The organism is Wolbachia endosymbiont of Tetranychus urticae (genome assembly GCF_046529255.1).
GTDB lineage: Bacteria > Pseudomonadota > Alphaproteobacteria > Rickettsiales > Anaplasmataceae > Wolbachia.
This window is the reverse complement of sequence record NZ_CP114181.1, coordinates 465220-488554: the sequence shown is the minus strand read 5'-3', so window position 1 is coordinate 488554 and position 23335 is coordinate 465220. Positions and strand designations below refer to the sequence as shown.

The 23335-nt window shown below is 34.2% G+C and carries 18 protein-coding genes and 4 pseudogenes; 9 read left to right on the top strand and 13 right to left on the bottom strand.

The genetic code is table 11. The annotated features are described in order from the left end of the window. Window positions 1-135: 135 nt before the first annotated feature. Entirely contained in the window at window positions 136-1296 is a 1161-nt protein-coding gene (locus O1Q06_RS02720) for a porin (protein WP_410542949.1), read from the top strand. A gap of 255 nt (window positions 1297-1551) precedes the next feature. Then, window positions 1552-2892 (top strand): DNA recombination protein RmuC, encoded by a 1341-nt coding sequence (locus O1Q06_RS02715; RefSeq protein ID WP_410542948.1) that lies wholly within the window; start codon window positions 1552-1554, stop codon window positions 2890-2892. 32 nt (window positions 2893-2924) lie between these two features. On the opposite strand, the gene O1Q06_RS02710 is transcribed toward O1Q06_RS02715, so the two are convergent. The 9 genes and pseudogenes from O1Q06_RS02710 to O1Q06_RS02670 form a co-directional block, all read right to left on the bottom strand. Beyond that, the gene (locus O1Q06_RS02710; protein ID WP_410542947.1) at window positions 2925-4031 is read right to left on the bottom strand and encodes a D-alanyl-D-alanine carboxypeptidase family protein; all 1107 of its coding nucleotides are present in this window, start codon (window positions 4029-4031) and stop codon (window positions 2925-2927) included. 302 nt (window positions 4032-4333) lie between these two features. After that, window positions 4334-5202: pseudogene (locus tag O1Q06_RS02705) on the bottom strand (IS982 family transposase). A gap of 69 nt (window positions 5203-5271) precedes the next feature. Continuing rightward, window positions 5272-6543 (bottom strand): IS4 family transposase, encoded by a 1272-nt coding sequence (locus tag O1Q06_RS02700; RefSeq protein WP_410542946.1) that lies wholly within the window; start codon window positions 6541-6543, stop codon window positions 5272-5274. Between the two features lie 44 nt (window positions 6544-6587). Beyond that, entirely contained in the window at window positions 6588-6932 is a 345-nt protein-coding gene (locus O1Q06_RS02695) for a transposase (RefSeq protein WP_410542566.1), read from the bottom strand. Window positions 6933-6956: 24 nt separating this feature from the next. Then, window positions 6957-7148 carry an IS630 transposase-related protein gene (locus O1Q06_RS02690; RefSeq protein WP_410543139.1) on the bottom strand — a complete coding sequence of 64 codons (192 nt, stop codon included), beginning with the start codon at window positions 7146-7148 and terminating at the stop codon, window positions 6957-6959. 44 nt (window positions 7149-7192) lie between these two features. After that, window positions 7193-7348 (bottom strand): IS630 transposase-related protein, encoded by a 156-nt coding sequence (locus O1Q06_RS02685; RefSeq protein WP_410542829.1) that lies wholly within the window; start codon window positions 7346-7348, stop codon window positions 7193-7195. A gap of 319 nt (window positions 7349-7667) precedes the next feature. Then, on the bottom strand, window positions 7668-8405 hold the full coding sequence (locus O1Q06_RS02680) for a hypothetical protein (protein ID WP_410542945.1): 738 nt from the start codon (window positions 8403-8405) through the stop codon (window positions 7668-7670). 212 nt (window positions 8406-8617) lie between these two features. Further along, complete coding sequence (locus tag O1Q06_RS02675; RefSeq protein ID WP_410542944.1) at window positions 8618-8977, bottom strand: hypothetical protein; 360 nt, start codon at window positions 8975-8977, stop codon at window positions 8618-8620. A 2-nt stretch (window positions 8978-8979) separates the two neighbouring features. Continuing rightward, window positions 8980-9981 (bottom strand): annotated as a pseudogene (locus O1Q06_RS02670) (IS630-like element ISWpi10 family transposase). A 170-nt stretch (window positions 9982-10151) separates the two neighbouring features. Between O1Q06_RS02670 and O1Q06_RS02665 the strand changes: the two are divergent. The 3 genes and pseudogenes from O1Q06_RS02665 (at window position 10152) to O1Q06_RS02655 (ending at window position 14504) form a co-directional block, all read left to right on the top strand. Then, window positions 10152-11034: pseudogene (locus O1Q06_RS02665) on the top strand (IS630 family transposase). Between the two features lie 175 nt (window positions 11035-11209). Continuing rightward, a complete protein-coding gene (locus O1Q06_RS02660) occupies window positions 11210-13300 on the top strand; it encodes a heme lyase CcmF/NrfE family subunit (protein WP_410542943.1) in 2091 nt (696 codons plus the stop codon). A gap of 201 nt (window positions 13301-13501) precedes the next feature. Further along, a protein-coding gene (locus O1Q06_RS02655; protein WP_410542208.1) for an IS630-like element ISWpi10 family transposase occupies window positions 13502-14504 on the top strand; the annotation gives its coding sequence in 2 pieces (ribosomal slippage) (window positions 13502-14011 and window positions 14013-14504; 1002 coding nt in all). Between the two features lie 259 nt (window positions 14505-14763). Here O1Q06_RS02655 and O1Q06_RS02650 read toward each other — a convergent pair. Further along, window positions 14764-15447 carry an ankyrin repeat domain-containing protein gene (locus O1Q06_RS02650; RefSeq protein ID WP_410542942.1) on the bottom strand — a complete coding sequence of 228 codons (684 nt, stop codon included), beginning with the start codon at window positions 15445-15447 and terminating at the stop codon, window positions 14764-14766. A gap of 112 nt (window positions 15448-15559) precedes the next feature. On the opposite strand from O1Q06_RS02650, the gene mutS reads away from it, so the two are divergent. Then, window positions 15560-18070 carry a DNA mismatch repair protein MutS gene (mutS, locus tag O1Q06_RS02645; protein ID WP_410542941.1) on the top strand — a complete coding sequence of 837 codons (2511 nt, stop codon included), beginning with the start codon at window positions 15560-15562 and terminating at the stop codon, window positions 18068-18070. Between the two features lie 61 nt (window positions 18071-18131). Here mutS and O1Q06_RS02640 read toward each other — a convergent pair whose 3' ends face one another. After that, window positions 18132-18911 (bottom strand): ankyrin repeat domain-containing protein, encoded by a 780-nt coding sequence (locus O1Q06_RS02640; RefSeq protein ID WP_410542940.1) that lies wholly within the window; start codon window positions 18909-18911, stop codon window positions 18132-18134. Between the two features lie 208 nt (window positions 18912-19119). Between O1Q06_RS02640 and O1Q06_RS02635 the strand changes: the two genes are divergently transcribed. Both O1Q06_RS02635 and dut read left to right on the top strand, forming a co-directional pair. Beyond that, a complete protein-coding gene (locus O1Q06_RS02635; protein ID WP_410542423.1) occupies window positions 19120-20574 on the top strand; it encodes an IS4 family transposase in 1455 nt (484 codons plus the stop codon). Between the two features lie 569 nt (window positions 20575-21143). Further along, the gene (gene dut, locus O1Q06_RS02630) at window positions 21144-21605 is read left to right on the top strand and encodes a dUTP diphosphatase (protein ID WP_265031032.1); all 462 of its coding nucleotides are present in this window, start codon (window positions 21144-21146) and stop codon (window positions 21603-21605) included. A 102-nt stretch (window positions 21606-21707) separates the two neighbouring features. Here the strand turns inward: dut and O1Q06_RS02625 are convergent, their stop codons facing one another. Together O1Q06_RS02625 and O1Q06_RS02620 are read right to left on the bottom strand one after the other, a co-directional pair. Then, window positions 21708-21944: a hypothetical protein gene (locus O1Q06_RS02625; RefSeq protein WP_410542939.1), complete on the bottom strand. Its 237-nt coding sequence runs from the start codon at window positions 21942-21944 to the stop codon at window positions 21708-21710. Window positions 21945-22125: 181 nt separating this feature from the next. After that, window positions 22126-22995, bottom strand: a complete 870-nt coding sequence (locus O1Q06_RS02620; RefSeq protein WP_410542661.1) for an IS982 family transposase — start codon at window positions 22993-22995, stop codon at window positions 22126-22128. Window positions 22996-23083: 88 nt separating this feature from the next. Between O1Q06_RS02620 and O1Q06_RS02615 the strand changes: the two are divergent. Beyond that, window positions 23084-23290: pseudogene (locus O1Q06_RS02615) on the top strand (transposase); the annotation flags it as partial. Window positions 23291-23335 lie beyond the last annotated feature (45 nt).

Genomic DNA, 23335 nt, shown 5'->3' with positions numbered 1-23335 from the left:
AGCGGGAATTGGTATCAAATACTTTATTATACCTTTATCATTTACTTTAGGAAATACTATAGTATCTAAGTTCTACACAATATAAGGATTGTTTTTTATTTCTGTTAAGCTTATATTAAGAATTTAAGCTTACCTATGAGGTTACTAATCACACTATTTTTATCATTACTTGTGGGAGGAAGTGCTAACTCCAGGGTAATTCTGGATAAGGAGATGTTTTATGTAGAACTAGATGGAAAAGTAGATTTAAGATTTGGCTACGCTTTCAATAAAGATTCTTTTAGCTCTACCAAAGACAAGACCTCAAGTTATTCAGACCTGCGCTTGCTTTATTTACAGCAAGTTTATCCAAATACTAAAATGGGTTTTGATGTTAAGGCAGGAGTTTCTGGTATTGCAAACTTAAAGGCACTAGACATAGAAAAGTTAGAAATGGAGAAGTGGTATTTTATCATAAAGAATCAGAAGTTTGGATCATTTGAATATGGTAAAGGAAGTTTAATTAGTCAGAGTATGTTAATTAACACTTCAAAAATTTATACAGCTGCTGGAGGAATAAATGGTCATTGGACAAACTATGCAAATCTGCGCGGTAATGGAAAAAAAGATGATGACTCTGGGTATGATAAGGACAAGGTATTTTGGGTAAAACCCAATGTTTACAGCGACTATAATGGACTAGAGCTGAAGTTAAAACAACCAATGATAAACTATATTTCTCCTGAGATTCATAACTTTCAACTTGGATTCAGTTATGTTCCAGGTAAAAATAATTTACAATATAATAATTCAATAGCCGCTGGTCTTTCTTATAAAAATGCCCTATCAGATGAAATAAATTTTACTACTGCTTTGACTGGCGAATTTGCAAGGGAAAATTTAACTGACTGTACAAATAAAAATTCTAGCGATCTTCAGTGTCATAATCAATTACTACACTGGAATTTTGGTGTGAAACTAAAACTTTTTGAACTTGATTGCATTTTGTCGTACGGGAATGGTGGTAAATCTGGTGAGAAGCGTAGTCTTGAAACAAATAATATGCATTATATAAATGCAGGTATTGCTTATCATTCTGATTCTCGTAAAGTGAGCTTAACATATTTTAATAGTGTTAGGGATATTGCAGACAAAGGTACAAACGAATTAACATCACAGGCTTTCAGTCTTGAATATCCATTAGCTGTTGGTACCTCATATTACTTTGATATTGTAAGATTTAGTACTAAGGAGCCTGCAGTGGAAGATAATAACTCAGGGTATGTGCTTTTGGCCGGATTGAAGCTAAGTTTTTAGTGAAGTAACTGGTATGTAAGTATTGTAATAATGAGAGTAAAATTGAGTTGTTAATATATTTGATATTATAAAAATAACTATTACATAAGATTTTCAATAAAAAGACATTCTGTTACTAATCCAAGTGTAGGAGAAAACAGTTACTAATTAGCAAACCAAACCCTTCAGTAAGCGCATCTCTTCAGGTGCTCTTTTTTCTTTTTTATATATAAAAAAATTAGATAGTATTGTGAGTGCGGTTTTTTCTGTGTTCTGATGCTTTTCAATTCTATAGCTTTTGTATTGAATTTCCTTTTTTTACTACTATTTCTCTATATTGTTATAAGAAAGAACAGAAAATTTAGTGAGAATCTTGAGAAGAATTTATTTAAAGTAGAACATGAACTTCAAGAGGCAAAACAGGCTTCAGTAGATAAAAATAAGGAAATAGTTAATTTGAAAGTAAGGAACGCAGAACTTGAAGTAATTTTGCAAAAAGAACGTGAGGAAAAGAAAAAAGAGATGGAATTACTGACAAAAGCAGAGGAGAGGCTTACAAACACTTTTAAAGCTCTCTCTCTTAATGCTTTGCAGGTAAACAATAATAATTTTCTGAATTTAGCGAAGGAAGTAATCGATAGTAAGCTAAAAGAAACAGAAAGTGACTTCAAAAAAAGGCAAGCAACGATCAACGAAGTTGTCACTCCAATAAAAGAAAAATTAGAAAAATTCGACAGCGAAATACGTGAGCTAGAGAAGGAGAGGGTAGGGGCTTACGAAGGTTTAAGAGAGCAAATTGGAGCGCTAATGAGCCAAACCTCTAACCTTGCCAACGCCCTGAGGAAACCTCACATTAGGGGCAAGTGGGGTGAAATGCAGCTCAAAAGAGTGGTAGAAATGGCGGGAATGATTGAATATTGCGATTTTTTTACTCAATCCTCAGTAATTGATAAAAATGAGGGCAATTTGTTACGTCCTGATTTAATAATAAAAATGCCATCAGGAAAGCAAATAATAATAGATGCTAAAGTACCACTTGATTCTTACATGGATGCTATGTCGCAAAATGATTTACAGATACAAAAGGAAAAATTGAAGAATCATTCTCTGGCAATAAAAAAACATATAAATGATCTAGGCAGAAAGGAATATTGGAACCAATTTGAAAATACGCCAGAGCTTGTGGTACTTTTTTTAACAGGAGAAGGGGTTTTCAGTGCAGCACTAGAATGTGAACCAGCTTTGATAGAAATTGGAATAGAAAAAAAAGTAATTATTGCAACACCAATCACTTTAATCGCGCTACTTAGGGCAGTAGCCTATGGATGGAAGCAAGAGATGATAGCTGAAAATGCAAAGAAAATAAGTGAACTAGGCCATATTTTATATGAGCGAATCTGCACAATGGGCGAAAATTTTGATAATTTACGCAGAAGCTTAAAAAGTGCTGTTGATCATTACAATAAAACTGCTGGTTCGCTTGAGGCAAGAGTGTTTCCTGCTGCCCGAGAATTCAATAAGCTTGGTATACATGCAAAAAATAAAGAACTCACTGCTGCAAAAGAGTTGGAATCTTTACCACGCAGTTTACATGCTGAGAGGTTGAAAGTAGATTAGTATTTCAGGTCTCCTTAACTTACACTTGCTGATTAAAACAACTTTCTAAAAATTTTTTTTATACAGCTCAATTTCTGCACATCATTTGCTGCATAAACAGGTATAGTTTGTTGCTCAGTACCAGGTATTTCTACAAAAATTTTGCCCACTTCTTGACCTTTTTTAATTGGTGCGGGTACCATATCTTTATACTCAATACGCACTTTAATTTTATCATGTAATCTGCGGTTATAAGTTATGGTAACATCGTTTGCAACTGTAACGGGCACTTTTTTATCTTTTCCATAAACAATATTTATTTCTTCAACCACGCTATCCTTAGCAAATATTTTCTTGGTATTAAAATGATTTAAGGAATATTGTATTAGTCTTTTTGCTTCCTCTATTCGCTCTTTCTCGGTATCCAAGCCATTCACGACAGCAAAAATTCTTCTATCGTTCCGTTTTGCAGATGCTATAATACCATAACCACCAGCACTTGTATGACCTGTCTTTAGACCATCAACTCCAATATCATGGAAAAGTAAAAGATTTTTATTTTTTTGTACAATATCGTTATATGTCAAATATTGTTCAGAGAATAGATCATAGTATTCAGGAAAATCAGTAAAAATCCTTTTTGCCAGTGTTGCCAAGTCTTTTGCGCTCATAAAATGGTTTTCATCTGGCCACCCGCTTGAGTTAACAAAATGACTATCATTAAGATTTAAATCTTGTGCAACTTCATTCATTTCAGCAACAAAATTCTCCTCTGATCCTGCAATACCCTCGGCTAGCGCTATGCATGCATCATTACCTGAGGCAATTGTAACTCCTTCAAGTAGTTCTTTTACCGTAACAAATTGACCTTCTTTCAAAAACATAGAAGAGCCTTTCCTTTCCCATGCTTTTCTACTTACTCGAAATTTATCTTCCATTTTTATTATTCCAGCTTTTAGATAATCAAAAGCTACATATAAAGTCATCAATTTGCTCATTGAAGATGGGGCCATTTTTTCCCTGGAATTGTGTTCAAAAATGAACGAGTCTGAAGCTAAATCTAAGACAATTGCTTGCTTTGCTTTGGTTCTAAAGTGATATGAGTATGAGTAAAAAGGAAATATAAAAATTAATAGCAAAGTTACTAATTTGCTTAACATATTTATAATTTTAAATTTATAGTGTACTAATTAATAGTATGATTTTGCACGAGAATTTCAATAGATCTCTCGCATAAAACTTCCTTGACAGACTGCGCCAGCCCCCTTATTATGATAATAAGAGTATTTATCCTTGTTTTCGATCCGCGCGGGTTCAACAACAAAAATTCAGTAAAAAACTCAGATATTTATTGGCAAATTACATAAAAATTATAGCGGCTGCATGTCTTTTTTATTTTTTCTACATTCAGCCAAAACGCGCTTATTTTAAGCGTTAGCACATTATTAACGCTAATTCTGGATTAAGGAAGGAAGAAAGTATAGGAAATGGAAGGCTTTTTGGATTTCAAGGAATAGGAAATGAGAGTAGAAAAGATGTGAACCAAGAAATTAACGGGAGATCTATGGCGAGTATGTTCAATTTCAAGTCTATTTTTGAGGTAGCCAAAAATCGTCTCAATGATCGACCTTTTTCTCAGCAAAATCTTTTCATGTAGTGAAATTAATGCGTTTTTCATCCCCTTTTTCACCTTGGTAACAAGTTTCAAACCGCGGTTAAACAACTCTTGGAAAAGCTCTTTTTTAATATAGCCTTTATCACCAAACAAAAGACCGGTTAATTTCTTAGTTAGGTTTGCTACAGGCTCTCTATCGTCAACATTACCTCTTGTAAGCGTAAAAGCTTGAATTTCACCTTTCTCGTTAATTATCAAATGTAGTTTAAAGCCGAAAAACCAGCCATATGTACTCTTGCTTAATTTTGCAATTCCAGCAAAAACCTTATTTCTTGATATTCTTTTTGCATGGCAAACTGCAATAGGAGTTGTATCTATGTATGAGATTCCAGTAAGTTCTGACCATCCGCAAAGGCACTGTAATAGCATGGCTAAATGCCACAAAACCCTGGGCTTTAGAGCAACAAACCTAGTGTATGAAGGCAACTTCGAAAACTCTGATTTGTAGAGCAATGTTAGGTAATGCAGGTAGAAAGCCTTAAAATTTTCACAGGGAGATTGCTGATACAGGAGGATTATTGTGATAATTTCCGAATGTGTAATTTCTGGCACTCTTGTGGGTTTTTACCGTTTGGCAGTAGTTTATCTGCAAAATTTTTCTCTATATCTCTGCAAAAATCATCGACCAGACAAAACAGTTTTGTTATATCTTCCATGGGTAACCTCATCTATTTTTTTTCTATTTGTTGAGTTTACCCTACTCTCCTGACTTTTCTATTCTCTTTTTAATCCAGAATTAGCGTGTAAAGGGTTTTCCACTCTTCATTACTTAAAACCTTAGTACAAACCTCCATAGGATTCGATAAAGCGATTTTTGTTAAATATAAAATATTAAATGCAATAATGCTCTTTATAGCGATTAATTTCTCTAATCTTTCTTTTGTAGCTAAACGAGAGCTTTCTACCTTACATCCTGATTTTAAAATCCTAAAATACTCCTCGATTTTCCATCTTAGCTTATACCAATTTATCCTTTCTATAGCATCTAAAGTGCTATTAACTGGTACATTAGTCAGCAAAGTCCAATCAATAGCTTCTACTCTTTCAGGAGGATTTGTTTCTTTGGCACTTACTACATATATAGCGATTTTATCACTTATTTTATGCTCTGTATCTTTCGATCCATAAATGTAAGGAGATCTGATAGGTATATAGCCTTTCATATACCTGACTTCAATGTTAGCTTTTCTTGAGATCTGGTATTTATTTTCAGCAACATTCAAGACAATTTCCTTTTTTACAGGCAGTTGAGTTATACGTGTTTGCAAATCCGTTTTTCCCCCTTCAATACAGATGAATTTCCTATTAGTTCGGTTGCGGATTACATAAAAACTGTCCAATGATTCAACAGTCCATAAAAACTTAAAAATATCTGCTTCCCTATCACCAATAGTAACAAGCTGTACACCTTCTGCGAGGTTATTTAGGGTTTCTTTTAGTGCCGCTATCCACTTATAGCTTTCTTTCTCCTTTATAGCAGTACGGTATTTCCTGTTTGCTTTTTCTTGGGCTGTTTCTTCCCTGATAGAACGTGCCCAACACTGTTGAGAAGATAGCCCTAAAGGTAATCCGTCTTTGTTAACCATTAAGTTACTGTGCAATAACAAACCCTTTTTATATTTTGTATAGGCTTTAGAAATACTACCTAGACCCTTAGTCTTTATATGAGAGTCAAAATCCAAATAACTTGTATCTTGAACTGAAAATACCAGCTCATTTCCTTTTATCCTTTCCATAGTTTCTTTATAATGGGAAGAATAAATTTCCTTAGCTTCAAGCTTCTCATTGCTAAATAATCTGTATGCACCTTTAGCTTCTTTCCATCCTACACAGCTTTGACTAATTGACCCAGACGCCTTATTCTCTATTAAATAGCTTGTTTTAATAAGTCTTGTATTAAGCCTTACATCTCCCAGATTAACATGTCTCAACTCTTTTTCTAGCCATTTATCTCCTAAGCCATCAGCACATTGTACATTTCTATTTACTTCACACATTTTTACCTCATCTTAAGTATATTTTTCTCTATCTTACTTGCTTTTTATACTTGTGGGTAAAAGTGAGGATTCAAATCTGGTGAATATGTTGGAAGATACAGCACATGACAGCCAAAAGACTCTATTAATGATTTTGTTTTAGTGGTCTTATGAAATGTAGCATTATCCATAACTATGGTTGTGCCAAGTGGCAATTTAGGTTTCTCCAACCATATATTGAATACCTCTTTGTCACACCCACCTTTGAAAGTCATTGGTGCAATAAATCTCATTCCAATCCACCCGGCTACTATACTGATTCTCTCTCGCTGGAATATCTGCATAAATTTTCTTTCCTCTTGGAGCACGTCCATATTCTCGGTATAACTTATTATCAACTCCTGCTTCATCTATATATAAGATGCTGGAATGGTCTATTTTTGAGATTTTATCAATAAATTGCTGCCTATCTTCTTGATTGCGCTCTTGATATAGTGTGACTTTTTTTTAAAAGTAATTTTTAGCTGTTTTAGTCTATACCAAATTGAATTTATTCCAAATCCAAGATTTTGTTTCATCTCTGCCAGAGTATGATCTGGATTCTTTGTAACATATTCTTCGAGTATTTTTGGGTCTATTTTTCGAATAAAGCTACCGTTTTTAGATGGCTTTAGGCTTTCATTAGGCTTTCACCAGCAGCTTTCTTTTTTAACCAGCGGTACAGCGTTGCTATTCCTATCTCCATGAGCTCTGCTATCTCAACCTTTGTCTTCCCTTTTTCTATCATCAATACTGCCTTTTCCCTTAAATCCACACTATATGCCATTATAACTCAAATACTTTATTATACCTTTATCATTTACTTTGGGAAATATTATAGTAGCTATTTTAGTTTCAAGGAAAATAGGCTTTTATTAGAGTAGATCTAAAATTGCTTTTGCCATTTTTCTTATTATGAAAGTAAAGCTATACATGAGGTGGTTGCCAGTGGAACAAAAATTTTCCTTCTGGAAGACAATGTGTGATTTAGGTGGCGTAATAGTGGCAAATTGAAAGAAATACATGGTATTTGCCGCTATTAGAAATCTCCTATTTTGATAAGACTTATGAGGTCTTTATTGGTTTTTTGAATTTTGTTGAAGCACTCACATGCTTACTCTAATATTTTGTTCACAGAGCCTAGTTAGCTCAATTTCAACGTTAATTTGTGAAGCTCTGAGTTCTGTTAGGGGATTTTCTGGTTGAATATCTAGCTTATTCTGTATGTTCGATAAACAAATTAAAGCCGAATCAAAAATTTCATCATACTGCTCTGCTTCACGCACACAATTGATTATTTCCTTAAATTCTTCCACATCTTGCGGCGTATCTTTTAATATTGCTCTTATTTGGTTTAGGTTTTGACGAATTTTTTCCTGATATCCAGCAATTCTCTCTTGATATATATCAATCATTTTTTGACATGAGGTGCCTCTAAATGGGTGTTCTGCTTTTTCCTTTATATAGGAGCTCTGAAAATTTTTGCAATTAAGGACTGCTTCTCTACATTTTTTTATGTCACTAATTATACTGGTTATTGACTTGCTTGCTTTCTCATGTTCTTCTTTTTTGATTATACATTCATTCTTTGTTTGGCTCATTTTATCATACAGATTTCTGCATTCTTTATATGATACCAGCGGTTGTAGTATTCCTTCCTCTACACCTTTATTATAAAAATTCTTCAACTCATCGCTTGATAGTATTCGTATAGCATCTTCTCTTTTACCTTGTGATTTAGGATACTTTTTGTTCAGTGAACTAATATAATTTAATAGGAAACTCTTAGTTAAATCTTCCTTTTTAACTTCTGATAATTTTTCTAGTGTTTCTATATATTTCAAAGTTTCCGCAAAAAGCTGCGCACCAGATGTAGCAAATCCTGGCAGTGGTTTGCTCTGCGCCTTATAAAAATCGGTTTGTAAAAAATCTTCGGCTTGTTTTTTTATTACTGAAAGTTCATTGAAGGCTTTTTCTGGATTGATTTTTTTTAAAATACTAGTAGCTTTTTTAATCGCTCTTTCTCTCTTTTTATTATTTTGTTTTTCGTTTAAGATTAAGCTTTCAGCTTCAGTAAAAGCATTGCCTTGGGCACTTTGGCAATATTACAAACAACGTTTTTTACAACTTGCTTAGTTGCTGCATAATCTATTTCTTTTGCAAAGCAGTCAACAAATGATTGCCAAATTTTTTTGTTAACAGACTTACTTGTCTTATGTTCTAAATCTTCTACATCTTTGAATCCTAAAATAGTATAGAGATTTTTTTCAATTATTGGTTCAGCATGTTGTTTTGCCACTTTACCTTTTATATTGAATAGAAATTCACTGATCTTATACCAATTCCCGCTATACAAGCAACGAATAGAAAATAATGGAAAAAAAGCCATACTGAAGTAAGTAATACCAAATTCCATTACTAATCGAACAAATAAGAAACATTACAAACTCGTTTAATAGTAGCACTGGAAATACTGACAATAAAATTACACAGAACATCTTCAAGTAAGCCTATGGTATCGTAGACTCTGTTGCGTAAAGTATTGTGTTTGATATATTGCCACAACCTCTCAACAGGATTCAGTTCTGGTGAATAAGGAGGCAAGTATATAATGGTAATGTTTTTCTGAATTTTCAAACTTTTTGATCTATGCCAGCCTGCACAATCCATTACAAGAAAGGCTTTTTTCGTGCCTAAATCTTTCGACATCTGCTCCAGAAATATATTCATACAATCAGTGTTTACATATGGAGCAAGTAGGCTAATTTTCTTACCACTTCTTGGATTTACCGCACTGTAGATATAGAAATTTTGTCTACCAATTTTCATTTAACCTGCGTTCTGACCCCTTTTTTAAACCATCCGTGTCCGATTTTTGAATGAGTTCCAAATCGTGATTCATCAAAAAAATACCTCCTTTTCAGGGTGGGAATTGACTATTTTATTGAAGTATTTTTTAAACTCTTCTTGCTTGTTTTTATCTTGTTTATGGTGAATTGGCCTCGGTGTTATATAAGAAAACTTCATCCTTTGTATCTCACGATGCACTGTTGATTTGCTAATGTTTAGGCCAAATTCCTCTGAGATTTTTATTTGCACTTCCTTAATAGTAATATTTGGATTTCTTTCTACCCATATTTCAATTTGCTCACGTTGATTTTTGTTTAATTTGCTTTTTCTTCGCCGCTGAGAAGGGGAAAATAATTTTTCTACTCTACCAAATTTTAGATGCTTTATCCATTCAGTCAAAGCAGTCCTTGAAATTTTACATATTCTTGCCACAGCGCTTATACTACTTTCTTTTCCTGCTATCACCGCTTGTAACTTTTTTGAAACATATGCGTTATTTCTGACCTTTTTTAACATTTCTTTCGCCAAATTTACAACTTTTTCGTCTAACAGTTTTGACCTTAATGCCATTTATACCTCTCTATTTTATCTACTCTAGTATCACTTCTTTCCCATTATTGTCTATCTGTTCTTTACATAGTGGGAATTGGTATAAGTAATACCAATTCCCACTATACAAGCAACGAATAGAAAATAATGGAAAAAAGCCATACTGAAGTAAGTAAAATAGCGAGGTATAAATGGCATTAAGATCAAAATTATTGGATGAAAAAGTGGTGAAATCAGCAAAAGAGATGCTGAAGAGAGTAAGAAATAATGCGTATGAAGAAAAATTATTTGCTCCACCTCAACGCCGTAGAAAAACTATATTGAACCAAAGTCAACTTGAACGAATTGAGTTGTGGATAGAGGAAAACCCCAATATTACTATTAGAGAAATGAGAATAAGAATCCAAGAAAGATTTGGTTTGAATATCAGCAAATCCGCAATACATCGTAATATGCAAAGAATGAAATTCTCATATATCACACCAAGACCAGTTCATAGTGGACAAGATAAAAACAAGCAAGAGGAGTTTAAAAAAAAACCTCAATGAAACTATTGTCATGCATTCTGAAAAAGAGCTATTTTTCTTCGATGAATCACGGTTTGGTACACATTCGAAAGTTGGACATGGGTGGTTTAAAAAAGGCAGTAGGACACAGGTTAAGGTAAAATTAGGTAGGGAAAATTTTTATCTCTATAGTACAGTTAATCCCAGAAATGGAGAGAATTTTAGCTTATTTGCACCAAACGTCAACACTGATTGTATAAATATATTCCTTGAACAGATGTCGCAATATTTAGGAATACGAAAGGCTTTTCTCTTGATGGATTGCGCTAGTTGGCATAAGTCAAAAAATTTAAAGGCACCTAAAAATATCGAAATTATATACCTACCACCATACTCACCTGAACTCAATCCTGTTGAGAGGTTTTGGTTATATATAAAACAGAACATTTTACGCAATAAAATCTACGATACAATTGTTCTGCTTGAATGCGCTTTGTGTAAATTTATTACCTCTCTTTCCCCTTCCACGGTTAAACAACTCTGCTATGCTTCTTATTTGGTTCATTAATAATGAGAATTGGTATTAGTTGTGCCCATAATATTACCTCACAATATTAATGTTATATAATATAAAGTATAAAAGCTTAATTCTTAATTTTTACTTACTATTAATATAATTGAAGATTAACTTTGTTCCTATATTAAAACTTTAACTCCCAATTTATTATTAGTAGTATCATTATATGAATCTTATGCCTGAATTTGGGAATATATTGTTGTTGGTAGCCTGTTTGTTATCTTTAACGTATTTGTTTCTACCGTTTAGTTCTTACCGATTCGTCTCCTCTGCCATATTTTTTTGTGTGTCAGCATCAATGGCTATTTTGATCTACTGCCACATTAAAAATGATTTCTCACTTGAAAACGTATATTACCACTCACACACAACAAAACCTTTGATCTATAAGATTTGTGGTGTTTGGGGAAATAAAGAAGGGTCTATGTTGCTTTGGACCTTAGTGCTTGTCATGTATTTATTACTAATGTATATTTATATACCTTCTGTCATCCCAGTGCCCAGAAACTGGGATCCAGACAATTTAATTGCAAATGAGTACATCAAATGGCAGTGTAATAAAAACTGGATTCCAGTGTCAAGCACTGGAATGACACCAGAACGAACTAGTGGTAGTAAATTAAAAAAAATATCTCTTATCACTCATGGGCTGATTTGCTTTTGTTTTTTACTGTTCACTTTACTTGAATCAAACCCCTTCACTAAAATGCCAGGCATCGAAACAGATGGTCTTGGTTTTAATCCGATATTGCAGGATATAGGCCTTGCTATTCATCCACCGATATTATATTTGGGGTACCTTGGATTTAGCGTTCCTTTTTCGCTCTCTATAGCTGGATTAATTTTAAATACTGAAGGAAATGTTTGGGCTAAAATTGTCAGGCCTTGGGTACTTATTTCTTGGTCGCTGCTCACTTTGGGCATCAGCTTGGGTAGCTGGTGGGCATATCGTGAACTCGGTTGGGGTGGATTTTGGTTCTGGGATCCAGTGGAAAACGTTTCTTTGATGCCGTGGCTAATTGCAGTGGCACTGACACATTTGTTGCTTGTTGTACGAAATTTCAATACTTTAAGGAATTTCGCTATTTTACTTACGCTTACAACTTTTATATTGAGTGTAACTGGAACATTTCTAGTCCGCTCAGGAATACTCACCTCAGTGCACACGTTTGCAGATGACTCAAGGTATGGACTATATATATTAGCTCTACTTGGTGTAATTACAGTCAGTAGCTTAGTAATATTTGTAGTGTTTACGAGAAAGAATCACACATCTTTCCAGTATTCGATATTGGAATCTGAAAAGAAATCTGCTACTCAAGTGACAGAGGGTAGAAGATTCTTTTCACGCCTTACGATGATGCTGATGAACAATCTATTATTTATCACTGCCTTTTTCATCGTGTTCGTTGGCACTTTATACCCTACAGTGCTTGAGTATTTAACCGGTGAATTAATTTCAGTTGGAGCACCATATTACAATTCTTTATTTAACTCTATTGCACTAGCTATTCTAGTGCTCACCATGATAGGGCAATACTGCAGTTGGCAGGGAAATAGTCTATTGCCAATATTCCGTGAATATAGATTTTCATTTTGTAGTGCTGCAGCTATTTTGCCGTTTATCTTTCACATGGAGCTAATGATTGTGCTATCAATTACCATCTCCATAGCATTATTAATCTTTGTTTTAGAAGCATATAGTAAAAGAATTTGTTTATTTAAGGTAATATTTGGTGAATCAATTTTATTAGCAAGAAGAGTTTCTAAGTCCTACTATGCAATGATGCTTGCTCATGCTGGATTGGCAATCCTTGTGCTTGGTATAGCCTGCTCAGTAGGTTGGCAGGAAAAAAAAGAAAACTACTTGGGAATAGGAGACAGCATAACAATCAATAAATTTAAAGTCACTTTACGAAACATTGAATTTATAAAAGAAAAAAACTTCCATGCAGTAAGAGGTACAATGGATATCAGGAATTTGCTTAATAGTAAGGTAATAGGTGATGTAACTCCTGAATATAGATTTTACCTTGCAGAAGGTCAGAAAAATGTTGAAAGCAGTATCTACCACAATTTATTTTCTGATATTTATGTTGTAATTGGAGAGATTGATAAGAGTAAGAGCAAAATCGCAGCTAAAGTGCACTATAAACCTGGAATGTCTATAATCTGGCTAGGATCCTTTCTTATCGCTTTTGGCTCGCTCCTTGCTGCTTTGCCTTCTACCAAAAAAGTAGTTCCTTCAGTATCATAAAGTTTGCATTTTTTTGGCAATTTAAACTTAAGCTAAGCAACACTAACCTCGCTAGCGAATTTTCTCTGTGTTCTGTTGTACAACAGGAAATAAAGATATATTTTCTAATGAAGAACTGATACCAATTCCCACTATGTAAAGAACAGATAGACAATAATGGGAAAGAAGTGATACTAGAGTAGATAAAATAGAGAGGTATAAATGGCATTAAGGTCAAAACTGTTAGACGAAAAAGTTGTAAATTTGGCGAAAGAAATGTTAAAAAAGGTCAGAAATAACGCATATGTTTCAAAAAAGTTACAAGCGGTGATAGCAGGAAAAGAAAGTAGTATAAGCGCTGTGGCAAGAATATGTAAAATTTCAAGGACTGCTTTGACTGAATGGATAAAGCATCTAAAATTTGGTAGAGTAGAAAAATTATTTTCCCCTTCTCAGCGGCGAAGAAAAAGCAAATTAAACAAAAATCAACGTGAGCAAATTGAAATATGGGTAGAAAGAAATCCAAATATTACTATTAAGGAAGTGCAAATAAAAATCTCAGAGGAATTTGGCCTAAACATTAGCAAATCAACAGTGCATCGTGAGATACAAAGGATGAAGTTTTCTTATATAACACCGAGGCCAATTCACCATAAACAAGATAAAAACAAGCAAGAAGAGTTTAAAAAATACTTCAATAAAATAGTCAATTCCCACCCTGAAAAGGAGGTATTTTTTTGATGAATCACGATTTGGAACTCATTCAAAAATCGGACACGGATGGTTTAAAAAAGGGGTCAGAACGCAGGTTAAAATGAAAATTGGTAGACAAAATTTCTATATCTACAGTGCGGTAAATCCAAGAAGTGGTAAGAAAATTAGCCTACTTGCTCCATATGTAAACACTGATTGTATGAATATATTTCTGGAGCAGATGTCGAAAGATTTAGGCACGAAAAAAGCCTTTCTTGTAATGGATTGTGCAGGCTGGCATAGATCAAAAAGTTTGAAAATTCAGAAAAACATTACCATTATATACTTGCCTCCTTATTCACCAGAACTGAATCCTGTTGAGAGGTTGTGGCAATATATCAAACACAATACTTTACGCAACAGAGTCTACGATACCATAGGCTTACTTGAAGATGTTCTGTGTAGTTTTATTGTCAGTATTTCCAGTGCTACTATTAAACGAGTTTGTAATGTTTCTTATTTGTTCGATTAGTAATGGAATTTGGTATAACATGTGGAAAGTCTTTAAAAGTACTTAAGAATTTTTTATTCAACTCCTTCTGACTCTCTGTTAAGTTGGACATGTCAACAAGCCACGTAGATATCAGCTTGCCAAATGCACTTCTTTCGACAACATCCGTTAAGGAGCAGTCATTGCGAAGTAGCAACGAGTATTTAATCAATTCATATTCATCATCTTCTTGTTGCTGTGTTTCTTCTGCTTTCTTAGAGTGCTTAAAATCATTTTTTATTCATTCAATTAAAAGCTTTAATGTGTTAAAACTTTTATATCCCAATAAAGGATCTGCTTTGTTTTCAAGTAGAATTCTTGCTATTTCTGAATAGCCATTTCTAATAGCCCAGCATAACGAAGTACGCCCGTATTCATCCGCTACGTCAACATTAGCCCTTTTCTCTAATAGGAGTTCTACTATTTCTTCATGTCCATTGATAGTAGCACAATGCAAAGGAGTACACCCATTTTGATTTACTGCATCAACATTAGCCCCCTTGTCTAATAGGAGTTCTACTATCTCTTTATTTGCATTGTGAGCAGCACAATGCAAAGGAGTAAACCCATTTTGATCTGCTACATTAACATTAACCCCGTTTGCTATGAGAATCTCTACCACTCCTATACTGCCACTTGCAACAGCAAAGTGTAAAGGATTCCATCCATCTTGATCTGCTGTATTAACATTACCCCCTTTTTTTATTAAAAGCTCTGCTATCTTTACAAGATCATTTCTAGCAGCTATATGTAACAATGTACTTTGATCATCGAATGTATAATTTATGTTAAATCCATTATCTTGCCACTTTTTGTACGTGTCTGGATCTTCTTTTTCCAATTCCTCTTTTACCCTTTCGATTATATTGTTCTCATTTAAGTCACTTATTGTCCTTAATATTTTTAACAACCGTTCATATTCCATAATTCTACCTCAAACTATTTGTTTTTGTACTATAGCTAAAAAAAATTATTGATCCATAATAAAATAACCAACACCAGAGTAAGCGGTTTGCTGCTAACATATTTAAAATATTATGAACTTAATAAGAGAAAAAAATACCCCTGTAATGGAGCAATATTTAAATTTGAAAGCTCAATACAAGGATCATCTGCTATTTTATAGGCTAGGAGATTTTTATGAGTTGTTTTTCGATGATGCTATTAAAGCTGCGAAATTGCTGAATATAGTGCTAACCAAGAGGGGCAATTCAAATGGGCAAGAAATACCAATGTGTGGAGTGCCAGCGCACAGTAGTGAATCTTACCTGCATAAGCTAATAGATTTAGGATTCAAAGTAGCAATCTGTGACCAATTAGAAACTGCTGATGAAGCAAAAAAGAGGGGCTATAAATCCATAGTAAAACGTGATGTAGTACGAGTTGTAACTCCAGGTACAATTATAGAAGATTCGCTACTGGAGGATAAAAGCAATAATTATCTCGCGTCCATAGTTGAACAAAATGACGAATATGCTATTAGTTGGCTTGAATTATCGACGGGAAAATTTTTTCACACTTTAACAAGTTTGAAGGCTCTAGATAGTGATTTATTGCGTATATCACCAAGAGAATTATTAATTTCTGAAAAATTCATTGAGGACGAAAAAATTAGATCGATTTTAAAAAATTATAAAATATCAATTACACAACACGCACAGAGTTTTTTTGAGTATAGTAAATCTCACAGAACGTTATGCGAGTTTTATAAAATCAGGGAACTTGGGAGTATAGGAAATTTCAGCAAAGTAGAAATCATAGCGTGCGGTGCACTGCTTGAATATGTCAGAGTAACACAAAGGGGCTCCATTCCAAGGCTTGAATTCCCAAAAACCTATAAGCAACAAAATTTCATGCTTATTGATGCTTCAGCAAGGAGAAATCTTGAGTTGTTTACAACTCAATTTGGTGAAAAGAAAGGTTCACTAATTTCAGTTATTGATCACACAGTTACAGCTTCTGGTGGACGCCTGCTCAAACAAATGCTCGCTTCACCCCTTGCTTGCTCTAAGGCAATTAATTTGAGGCTCAGCACCGCTCAATTTTTTGTAAATAATCATGAGCCACGCAGAAAAATACGAGAGATATTATCTAACATTCCAGATATTGAGAGGTCTTTATCGCGCTTAATACTAGGGCGTGGTTCACCAAAGGATATGAACCTATTAAAAATAGGCCTAGGAAAAACTTTAGAGTTGTCTGAGTTTCTGTCTACCTTGCATAATTATTGTTTAAGTGAAAAATCAGAAATTAACTCTCAGATGTCATTCCAGTGCTTGACCAGAGAAAAGGAACCAGTGTCTACTACTCAGGTGATAAGTAGTGACGAAAGTGAACTAAGCACAATACATAAAAGCCTTGGCAATCATAAAGACCTATTTGAACTGTTAAATAGTGCTATACTTGATAATAACCTCAGTTCCGTGAAAGAAGGAGGATTTATTCACTCAAAATACAACTCAGAATTATCTGAGTTATCCTACATATTAAATAATAGTAATAAACTAATAACCAAACTCCGTGAATCTTATCGCGACCTAACTGGTATTGCCGCACTTAAAATATTACATAACAACATACTCGGTTATTACGTTGAAGTGTCGGCAAATCACAAAATAACTTCGGATATATTTATCCATAGACAAAGCTTAGCAAATAGCATGCGCTACACTACTAATGAGTTGAAAGAACTAGAAAATAAAATTCTTACGGCACGTGATGCTGCAATCGGCTTAGAAATGAAAATTTTTAGTGAACTGTGTAGTGAAGTCGCTAAAGAATCTGAAAAAATTGCTCTTGCTGCAAATGCTTTGGCAAAACTTGATATTAGAACCGCGTTTGCAGAGCTTGCAGTGCAAAATAATTACGTAAAACCCATCATTGATGACAGCAAAGAGTTCAATATCTGTAGCGGAAGACATCCAGTGGTTGAAGTTAACGATAAATTCATTGCAAATAGCATCAATTTAGCTGGTATACATCTAATTACTGGTCCTAATATGGCTGGAAAAAGCACTTTCTTGAGGCAAAATGCTCTCATTGCAGTTTTAGCTCACATGGGGTCATTTGTGCCAGCAGAGAGTGCGCATGTAGGAGTGATTGACAAGATATTTAGCAGGGTTGGTGCAACAGATAATATAACAGCTGGTTATTCTACCTTCATGGTAGAGATGATCGAAACAGCAATGATAGTAAATCAGGCAACGGACCGTTCCTTGGTGATACTTGATGAAATTGGTAGGGGCACAGGGGTATATGATGGATTATCTATTGCACAGGCGGTGATTGAACATATTCACAATGTAAATAAGTGCCGCGCCATTTTTGCAACTCATTATCATGAATTAACTAAAGTAGGTGAATACTTAGAAAATGTGAAATGTTTTTGTATGAAAATAAAAGAATGGAAAGGAGAAGTCATCTTTTTACATGAAGTAATTGAAGGCATTGCAGATGAGTCATATGGAATACATGTAGCAAAACTTGCTGGTTTTCCTGACTCTGTTTTAAATAGAGCAAGTGAAGTGTTTGAGGAGCTAAAGGCTTGAGGAAAGTAATATTATATTACTACACAATCATGGAGTTTTAGCAATCTATGACGCTTTAATTTTAGTCAGCTTTCTGAGCAGCTAAATTAACGTAGCATTGATCTATTGCCACATTGGTCAAGATTCCAATTCCACCACCTACAACTGCACCTACAGCTCCTAATGCCAATTGAGTGCCAACCCCAATAGAGGAACCCATTATTAATGGAGCAAGAAAGTATATCGCTAAAGCACAGGTTATTGCAGCTACACTTATAACAGCCAGCTTTCTCGGACAAAAATTTTCTGGTGCCTCAGCACTAGATATGAATGATGATTTTACTAGATTTTTTCTACTTTCATGATCTAAAAAGCCACTCACCGTTCTCATTATAGGACGGGTAGAGCCGTCACCAGTCAAGTCAATTCTATCTTCCACTATATCATGAAGTTCTTTAACTTGAGCTTTATATTCGTCCCAGTAGACTGATAACTCTTCTTGATTATTAAGAAGATCTAGTTTATTTGACCGTGAGTTATGTTCCAAAATATATCGAATTGTAGCTTTCCCTATATCTATATGCCCTTCAGTAATTGCATACTTTAAAACACCTTCTGCTTTTTCCCTTCCAACATTAAGATCAGCACCAGCTTTTATCAATAATTCTACTCTCTTTGGAGAATTATGAAATATAGCAATATCTAAAGGGACCATCTCATTACAATTTTTGATATTTAAGTTTGCTTTTTGTTCTATTAAATAACTTATAAATTTTAAGGTTTCATCAGATTTTTGATCGTCTATGCCTTTATATTCGTAATATTTTCTAATTGCAAAACTCAACGCAGTTTCACCCTTCAACTCACTATAGTATTTTCTAAAATGAATAATAAATTACCATTATGGTATTACCAACCAAAAGTTGTAAGTCTGTACATTTATACATTAGAGGTCTGAGGCGGCTTTTGATGGTATGCCAACAGTGTTCTATGGGATTCAAATCTCACTTTTACCCACAAGTATAAAAAGCAAGTAAGATAGAGAAAAATATACTTAAGATGAGGTAAAAATGTGTGAAGTAAATAGAAATGTACAATGTGCTGATGGCTTAGGAGATAAATGGCTAGAAAAAGAGTTGAGACATGTTAATCTGGGAGATGTAAGGCTTAATACAAGACTTATTAAAACAAGCTATTTAATAGAGAATAAGGCGTCTGGGTCAATTAGTCAAAGCTGTGTAGGATGGAAAGAAGCTAAAGGTGCATACAGATTATTTAGCAATGAGAAGCTTGAAGCTAAGGAAATTTATTCTTCCCATTATAAAGAAACTATGGAAAGGATAAAAGGAAATGAGCTGGTATTTTCAGTTCAAGATACAAGTTATTTGGATTTTGACTCTCATATAAAGACTAAGGGTCTAGGTAGTATTTCTAAAGCCTATACAAAATATAAAAAGGGTTTGTTATTGCACAGTAACTTAATGGTTAACAAAGACGGATTACCTTTAGGGCTATCTTCTCAACAGTGTTGGGCACGTTCTATCAGGGAAGAAACAGCCCAAGAAAAAGCAAACAGGAAATACCGTACTGCTATAAAGGAGAAAGAAAGCTATAAGTGGATAGCGGCACTAAAAGAAACCCTAAATAACCTCGCAGAAGGTGTACAGCTTGTTACTATTGGTGATAGGGAAGCAGATATTTTTAAGTTTTTATGGACTGTTGAATCATTGGACAGTTTTTATGTAATCCGCAACCGAACTAATAGGAAATTCATCTGTATTGAAGGGGGAAAAACGGATTTGCAAACACGTATAACTCAACTGCCTGTAAAAAAGGAAATTGTCTTGAATGTTGCTGAAAATAAATACCAGATCTCAAGAAAAGCTAACATTGAAGTCAGGTATATGAAAGGCTATATACCTATCAGATCTCCTTACATTTATGGATCGAAAGATACAGAGCATAAAATAAGTGATAAAATCGCTATATATGTAGTAAGTGCCAAAGAAACAAATCCTCCTGAAAGAGTAGAAGCTATTGATTGGACTTTGCTGACTAATGTACCAGTTAATAGCACTTTAGATGCTATAGAAAGGATAAATTGGTATAAGCTAAGATGGAAAATCGAGGAGTATTTTAGGATTTTAAAATCAGGATGTAAGGTAGAAAGCTCTCGTTTAGCTACAAAAGAAAGATTAGAGAAATTAATCGCTATAAAGAGCATTATTGCATTTAATATTTTATATTTAACAAAAATCGCTTTATCGAATCCTATGGAGGTTTGTACTAAGGTTTTAAGTAATGAAGAGTGGAAAACCCTTTACATACGTGAGCATAAAGTAGCCAAATTGCCAGAAGAACCTCCAAACATAAAACAAGCTATTATTTGGTTAGGAAAATTAGGTGGATTTATGAATAGAAAAAGTGATAATTTACCAGGAACTATGACTCTATGGCGTGGTTATGAAAACCTCAGGGAAAGCATGGTTATGCTTCGCATAATGACCTCTCAAAGTTGTGGGTAAAAGTGAGATTTGAATCCCATAGAATACTGTTGGCATACCATCAAAAGCCGCCTCAGACCTCTAATGTATAAATGTACAGACTTACAACTTTTGGTTGGTAATACCATAATGGAAATTTATCGTTCATTTTAGAAAATACTATAGCATAGAAAGGTGGTACAACGTTTTCGATGAGATTGCAGAAAGGCTGGATTCCAGCATCAAGTGCTGGAATGACACCCTCTATATAAACGTTAAGAAATTTACTAATAAAAAAAGGCAAAAGCGTTAGTTAGTTGTTACTCTCTCATCCTAAAATTGGCGTTCTATACTGTATTTAAACATTTTATAAGCCCGCTTCAGCTTATATTAGGTAGAAATTATTGTGAAGGCATAAAGTGCACATAGCGGAAAGATTTATAAGACGCCAACTGTATAATACTTTTGTCGTTTAATCTGAACAGATTGAAGGTAATAAAACACTTTGAATTTCAAAGTAAGGAAGCTGAAAGATTTGTCAAGTAATTTTCTTATCTTTTACAGGCATAATTTACATGCTACAATCAAATTTTCATAACTGGTGAATAAAAATGCAAAGAGATAAAATTAAAGTAGAAGTAAAAAAGTTATCACATGGCAAAAGCTTGCCTCTTCCCTGTTATGCAACTATGCAGAGTGCTGGCATGGATCTTTATGCTGCATTGGACGACTCTATTATTTTAAATCCACTTGAAAGGTTACTTATTCCAACTGGCATTGTGATTGCAATACCAAACGGTTTTGAAGGACAAGTTCGCCCACGTTCTGGGCTTGCTGCAAAACATGGAATCACTGTCTTAAATTCTCCGGGCACTATAGACTCCGATTATCGAGGTGAAGTTAAAGTTTGCCTAATCAATCTAAGTAATCAGCCATATGAAATAAAAAGAGGAGATAGAATCGCACAAATCCTCATCACTCCTGTATCTCAGGTAATTTGGGATGACAGAGAAGAATTCTGCACAGAAGAAACCGTCCGCAATGAAGGGGGCTTTGGCTCAAGCGGTAGGTAGTTCATTATATGTAAGTTGACCGTATTGATTTTTTGATATATAATATTAATATATTATTAACTTATTTTAAGAGGAAATTATGTCAATTTAAAAAAAACACCGTCACAAAACAAACATTTCACTTGCAGCGCTTACTTCTCTGTATGTTATAGGCACAGCAGTAGCACTTTCAACACCGTATTGGGTGTCTTCAACTTCGATTTTAGCGCCAATTGCAGTTTTTGCAGCTACACCACTTGGAATAAGTGTTTTAGCATTTGTTGCTGTTGCACTGGTTAGTTTAGCAATATATTCCATCATCAAAAACAATAAAATATCTGAGTCTAAAACTCTGAACATTGTTATTATAAGTAAGGAAAGAGATCTATTTATGAAAGTAGAAAATGAAGATTTTGAGTATATCAAAAAACACAACCAAGATAAGAATCAAGATGGCAGTGTTATCTCCGATGAGTATCGTATAGATTTTAGCTTAGGAAGTAACAGTTACTACATTACTGCTACAAACGCTAATTCTGGATTAAGGAAGGAAGAAAGTATAGGAAATGGAAGGCTTTTTGGATTTCAAGGAATAGGAAATGAGAGTAGAAAAGATGTGAACCAAGAAATTAACGGGAGATCTATGGCGAGTATGTTCAATTTCAAGTCTATTTTTGAGGTAGCCAAAAATCGTCTCAATGATCGACCTTTTTCTCAGCAAAATCTTTTCATGTAGTGAAATTAATGCGTTTTTCATCCCCTTTTTCACCTTGGTAACAAGTTTCAAACCGCGGTTAAACAACTCTTGGAAAAGCTCTTTTTTAATATAGCCTTTATCACCAAACAAAAGACCGGTTAATTTCTTAGTTAGGTTTGCTACAGGCTCTCTATCGTCAACATTACCTCTTGTAAGCGTAAAAGCTTGAATTTCACCTTTCTCGTTAATTATCAAATGTAGTTTAAAGCCGAAAAACCAGCCATATGTACTCTTGCTTAATTTTGCAATTCCAGCAAAAACCTTATTTCTTGATATTCTTTTTGCATGGCAAACTGCAATAGGAGTTGTATCTATGTATGAGATTCCAGTAAGTTCTGACCATCCGCAAAGGCACTGTAATAGCATGGCTAAATGCCACAAAACCCTGGACTTTAGAGCAACAAACCTAGTGTATGAAGGCAACTTCGAAAACTCTGATTTGTAGAGCAATGTTAGGTAATGCAGGTAGAAAGCCTTAAAATTTTCACAGGGAGATTGCTGATACAGGAGGATTATTGTGATAATTTCCGAATGTGTAATTTCTGGCACTCTTGTGGGTTTTTTACCGTTTGGCAGTAGTTTATCTGCAAAATTTTTCTCTATATCTCTGCAAAAATCATCGACCAGACAAAACAGTTTTGTTATATCTTCCATGGGTAACCTCATCTATTTTTTTTCTATTTGTTGAGTTTACCCTACTCTCCTGACTTTTCTATTTTCTTTTTAATCCAGAATTAGCGTTAAAAATATCGAAATTATATACCTACCACCATACTCACCTGAACTCAATCCTGTTGAGAGGTTTTGGTTATATATAAAACAGAACATTTTGCGCAATAAAATCTACGATACAATCGTTCTGCTTGAATGCGCTTTGTGTAAATTTATTACCTCTCTTTCCCCTTCCACGGTTAAACAACTCTGCTATGCTTCTTATTTGGTTCATTAATAATGAGAATTGGTATAACCATCGAATTTGTGCCAAGCTCAACTG

Coding starts and splice junctions, on each gene's coding strand:
- O1Q06_RS02720 (WP_410542949.1), top strand. CDS start 136: ATGAGGTTACTAATCACACTATTTTTATCATTACTTGTGGGAGGAAGT.
- O1Q06_RS02715 (WP_410542948.1), top strand. CDS start 1,552: ATGCTTTTCAATTCTATAGCTTTTGTATTGAATTTCCTTTTTTTACTA.
- O1Q06_RS02710 (WP_410542947.1), bottom strand. CDS start 4,031: ATGTTAAGCAAATTAGTAACTTTGCTATTAATTTTTATATTTCCTTTT.
- O1Q06_RS02700 (WP_410542946.1), bottom strand. CDS start 6,543: ATGTGTGAAGTAAATAGAAATGTACAATGTGCTGATGGCTTAGGAGAT.
- O1Q06_RS02695 (WP_410542566.1), bottom strand. CDS start 6,932: ATGAAGCAGGAGTTGATAATAAGTTATACCGAGAATATGGACGTGCTC.
- O1Q06_RS02685 (WP_410542829.1), bottom strand. CDS start 7,348: ATGGCATATAGTGTGGATTTAAGGGAAAAGGCAGTATTGATGATAGAA.
- O1Q06_RS02675 (WP_410542944.1), bottom strand. CDS start 8,977: ATGGAATTTGGTATTACTTACTTCAGTATGGCTTTTTTTCCATTATTT.
- O1Q06_RS02660 (WP_410542943.1), top strand. CDS start 11,210: ATGAATCTTATGCCTGAATTTGGGAATATATTGTTGTTGGTAGCCTGT.
- O1Q06_RS02650 (WP_410542942.1), bottom strand. CDS start 15,447: ATGGAATATGAACGGTTGTTAAAAATATTAAGGACAATAAGTGACTTA.
- mutS (WP_410542941.1), top strand. CDS start 15,560: ATGAACTTAATAAGAGAAAAAAATACCCCTGTAATGGAGCAATATTTA.
- O1Q06_RS02635 (WP_410542423.1), top strand. CDS start 19,120: ATGTGTGAAGTAAATAGAAATGTACAATGTGCTGATGGCTTAGGAGAT.
- dut (WP_265031032.1), top strand. CDS start 21,144: ATGCAAAGAGATAAAATTAAAGTAGAAGTAAAAAAGTTATCACATGGC.
- O1Q06_RS02625 (WP_410542939.1), bottom strand. CDS start 21,944: ATGTTCAGAGTTTTAGACTCAGATATTTTATTGTTTTTGATGATGGAA.
- O1Q06_RS02620 (WP_410542661.1), bottom strand. CDS start 22,995: ATGGAAGATATAACAAAACTGTTTTGTCTGGTCGATGATTTTTGCAGA.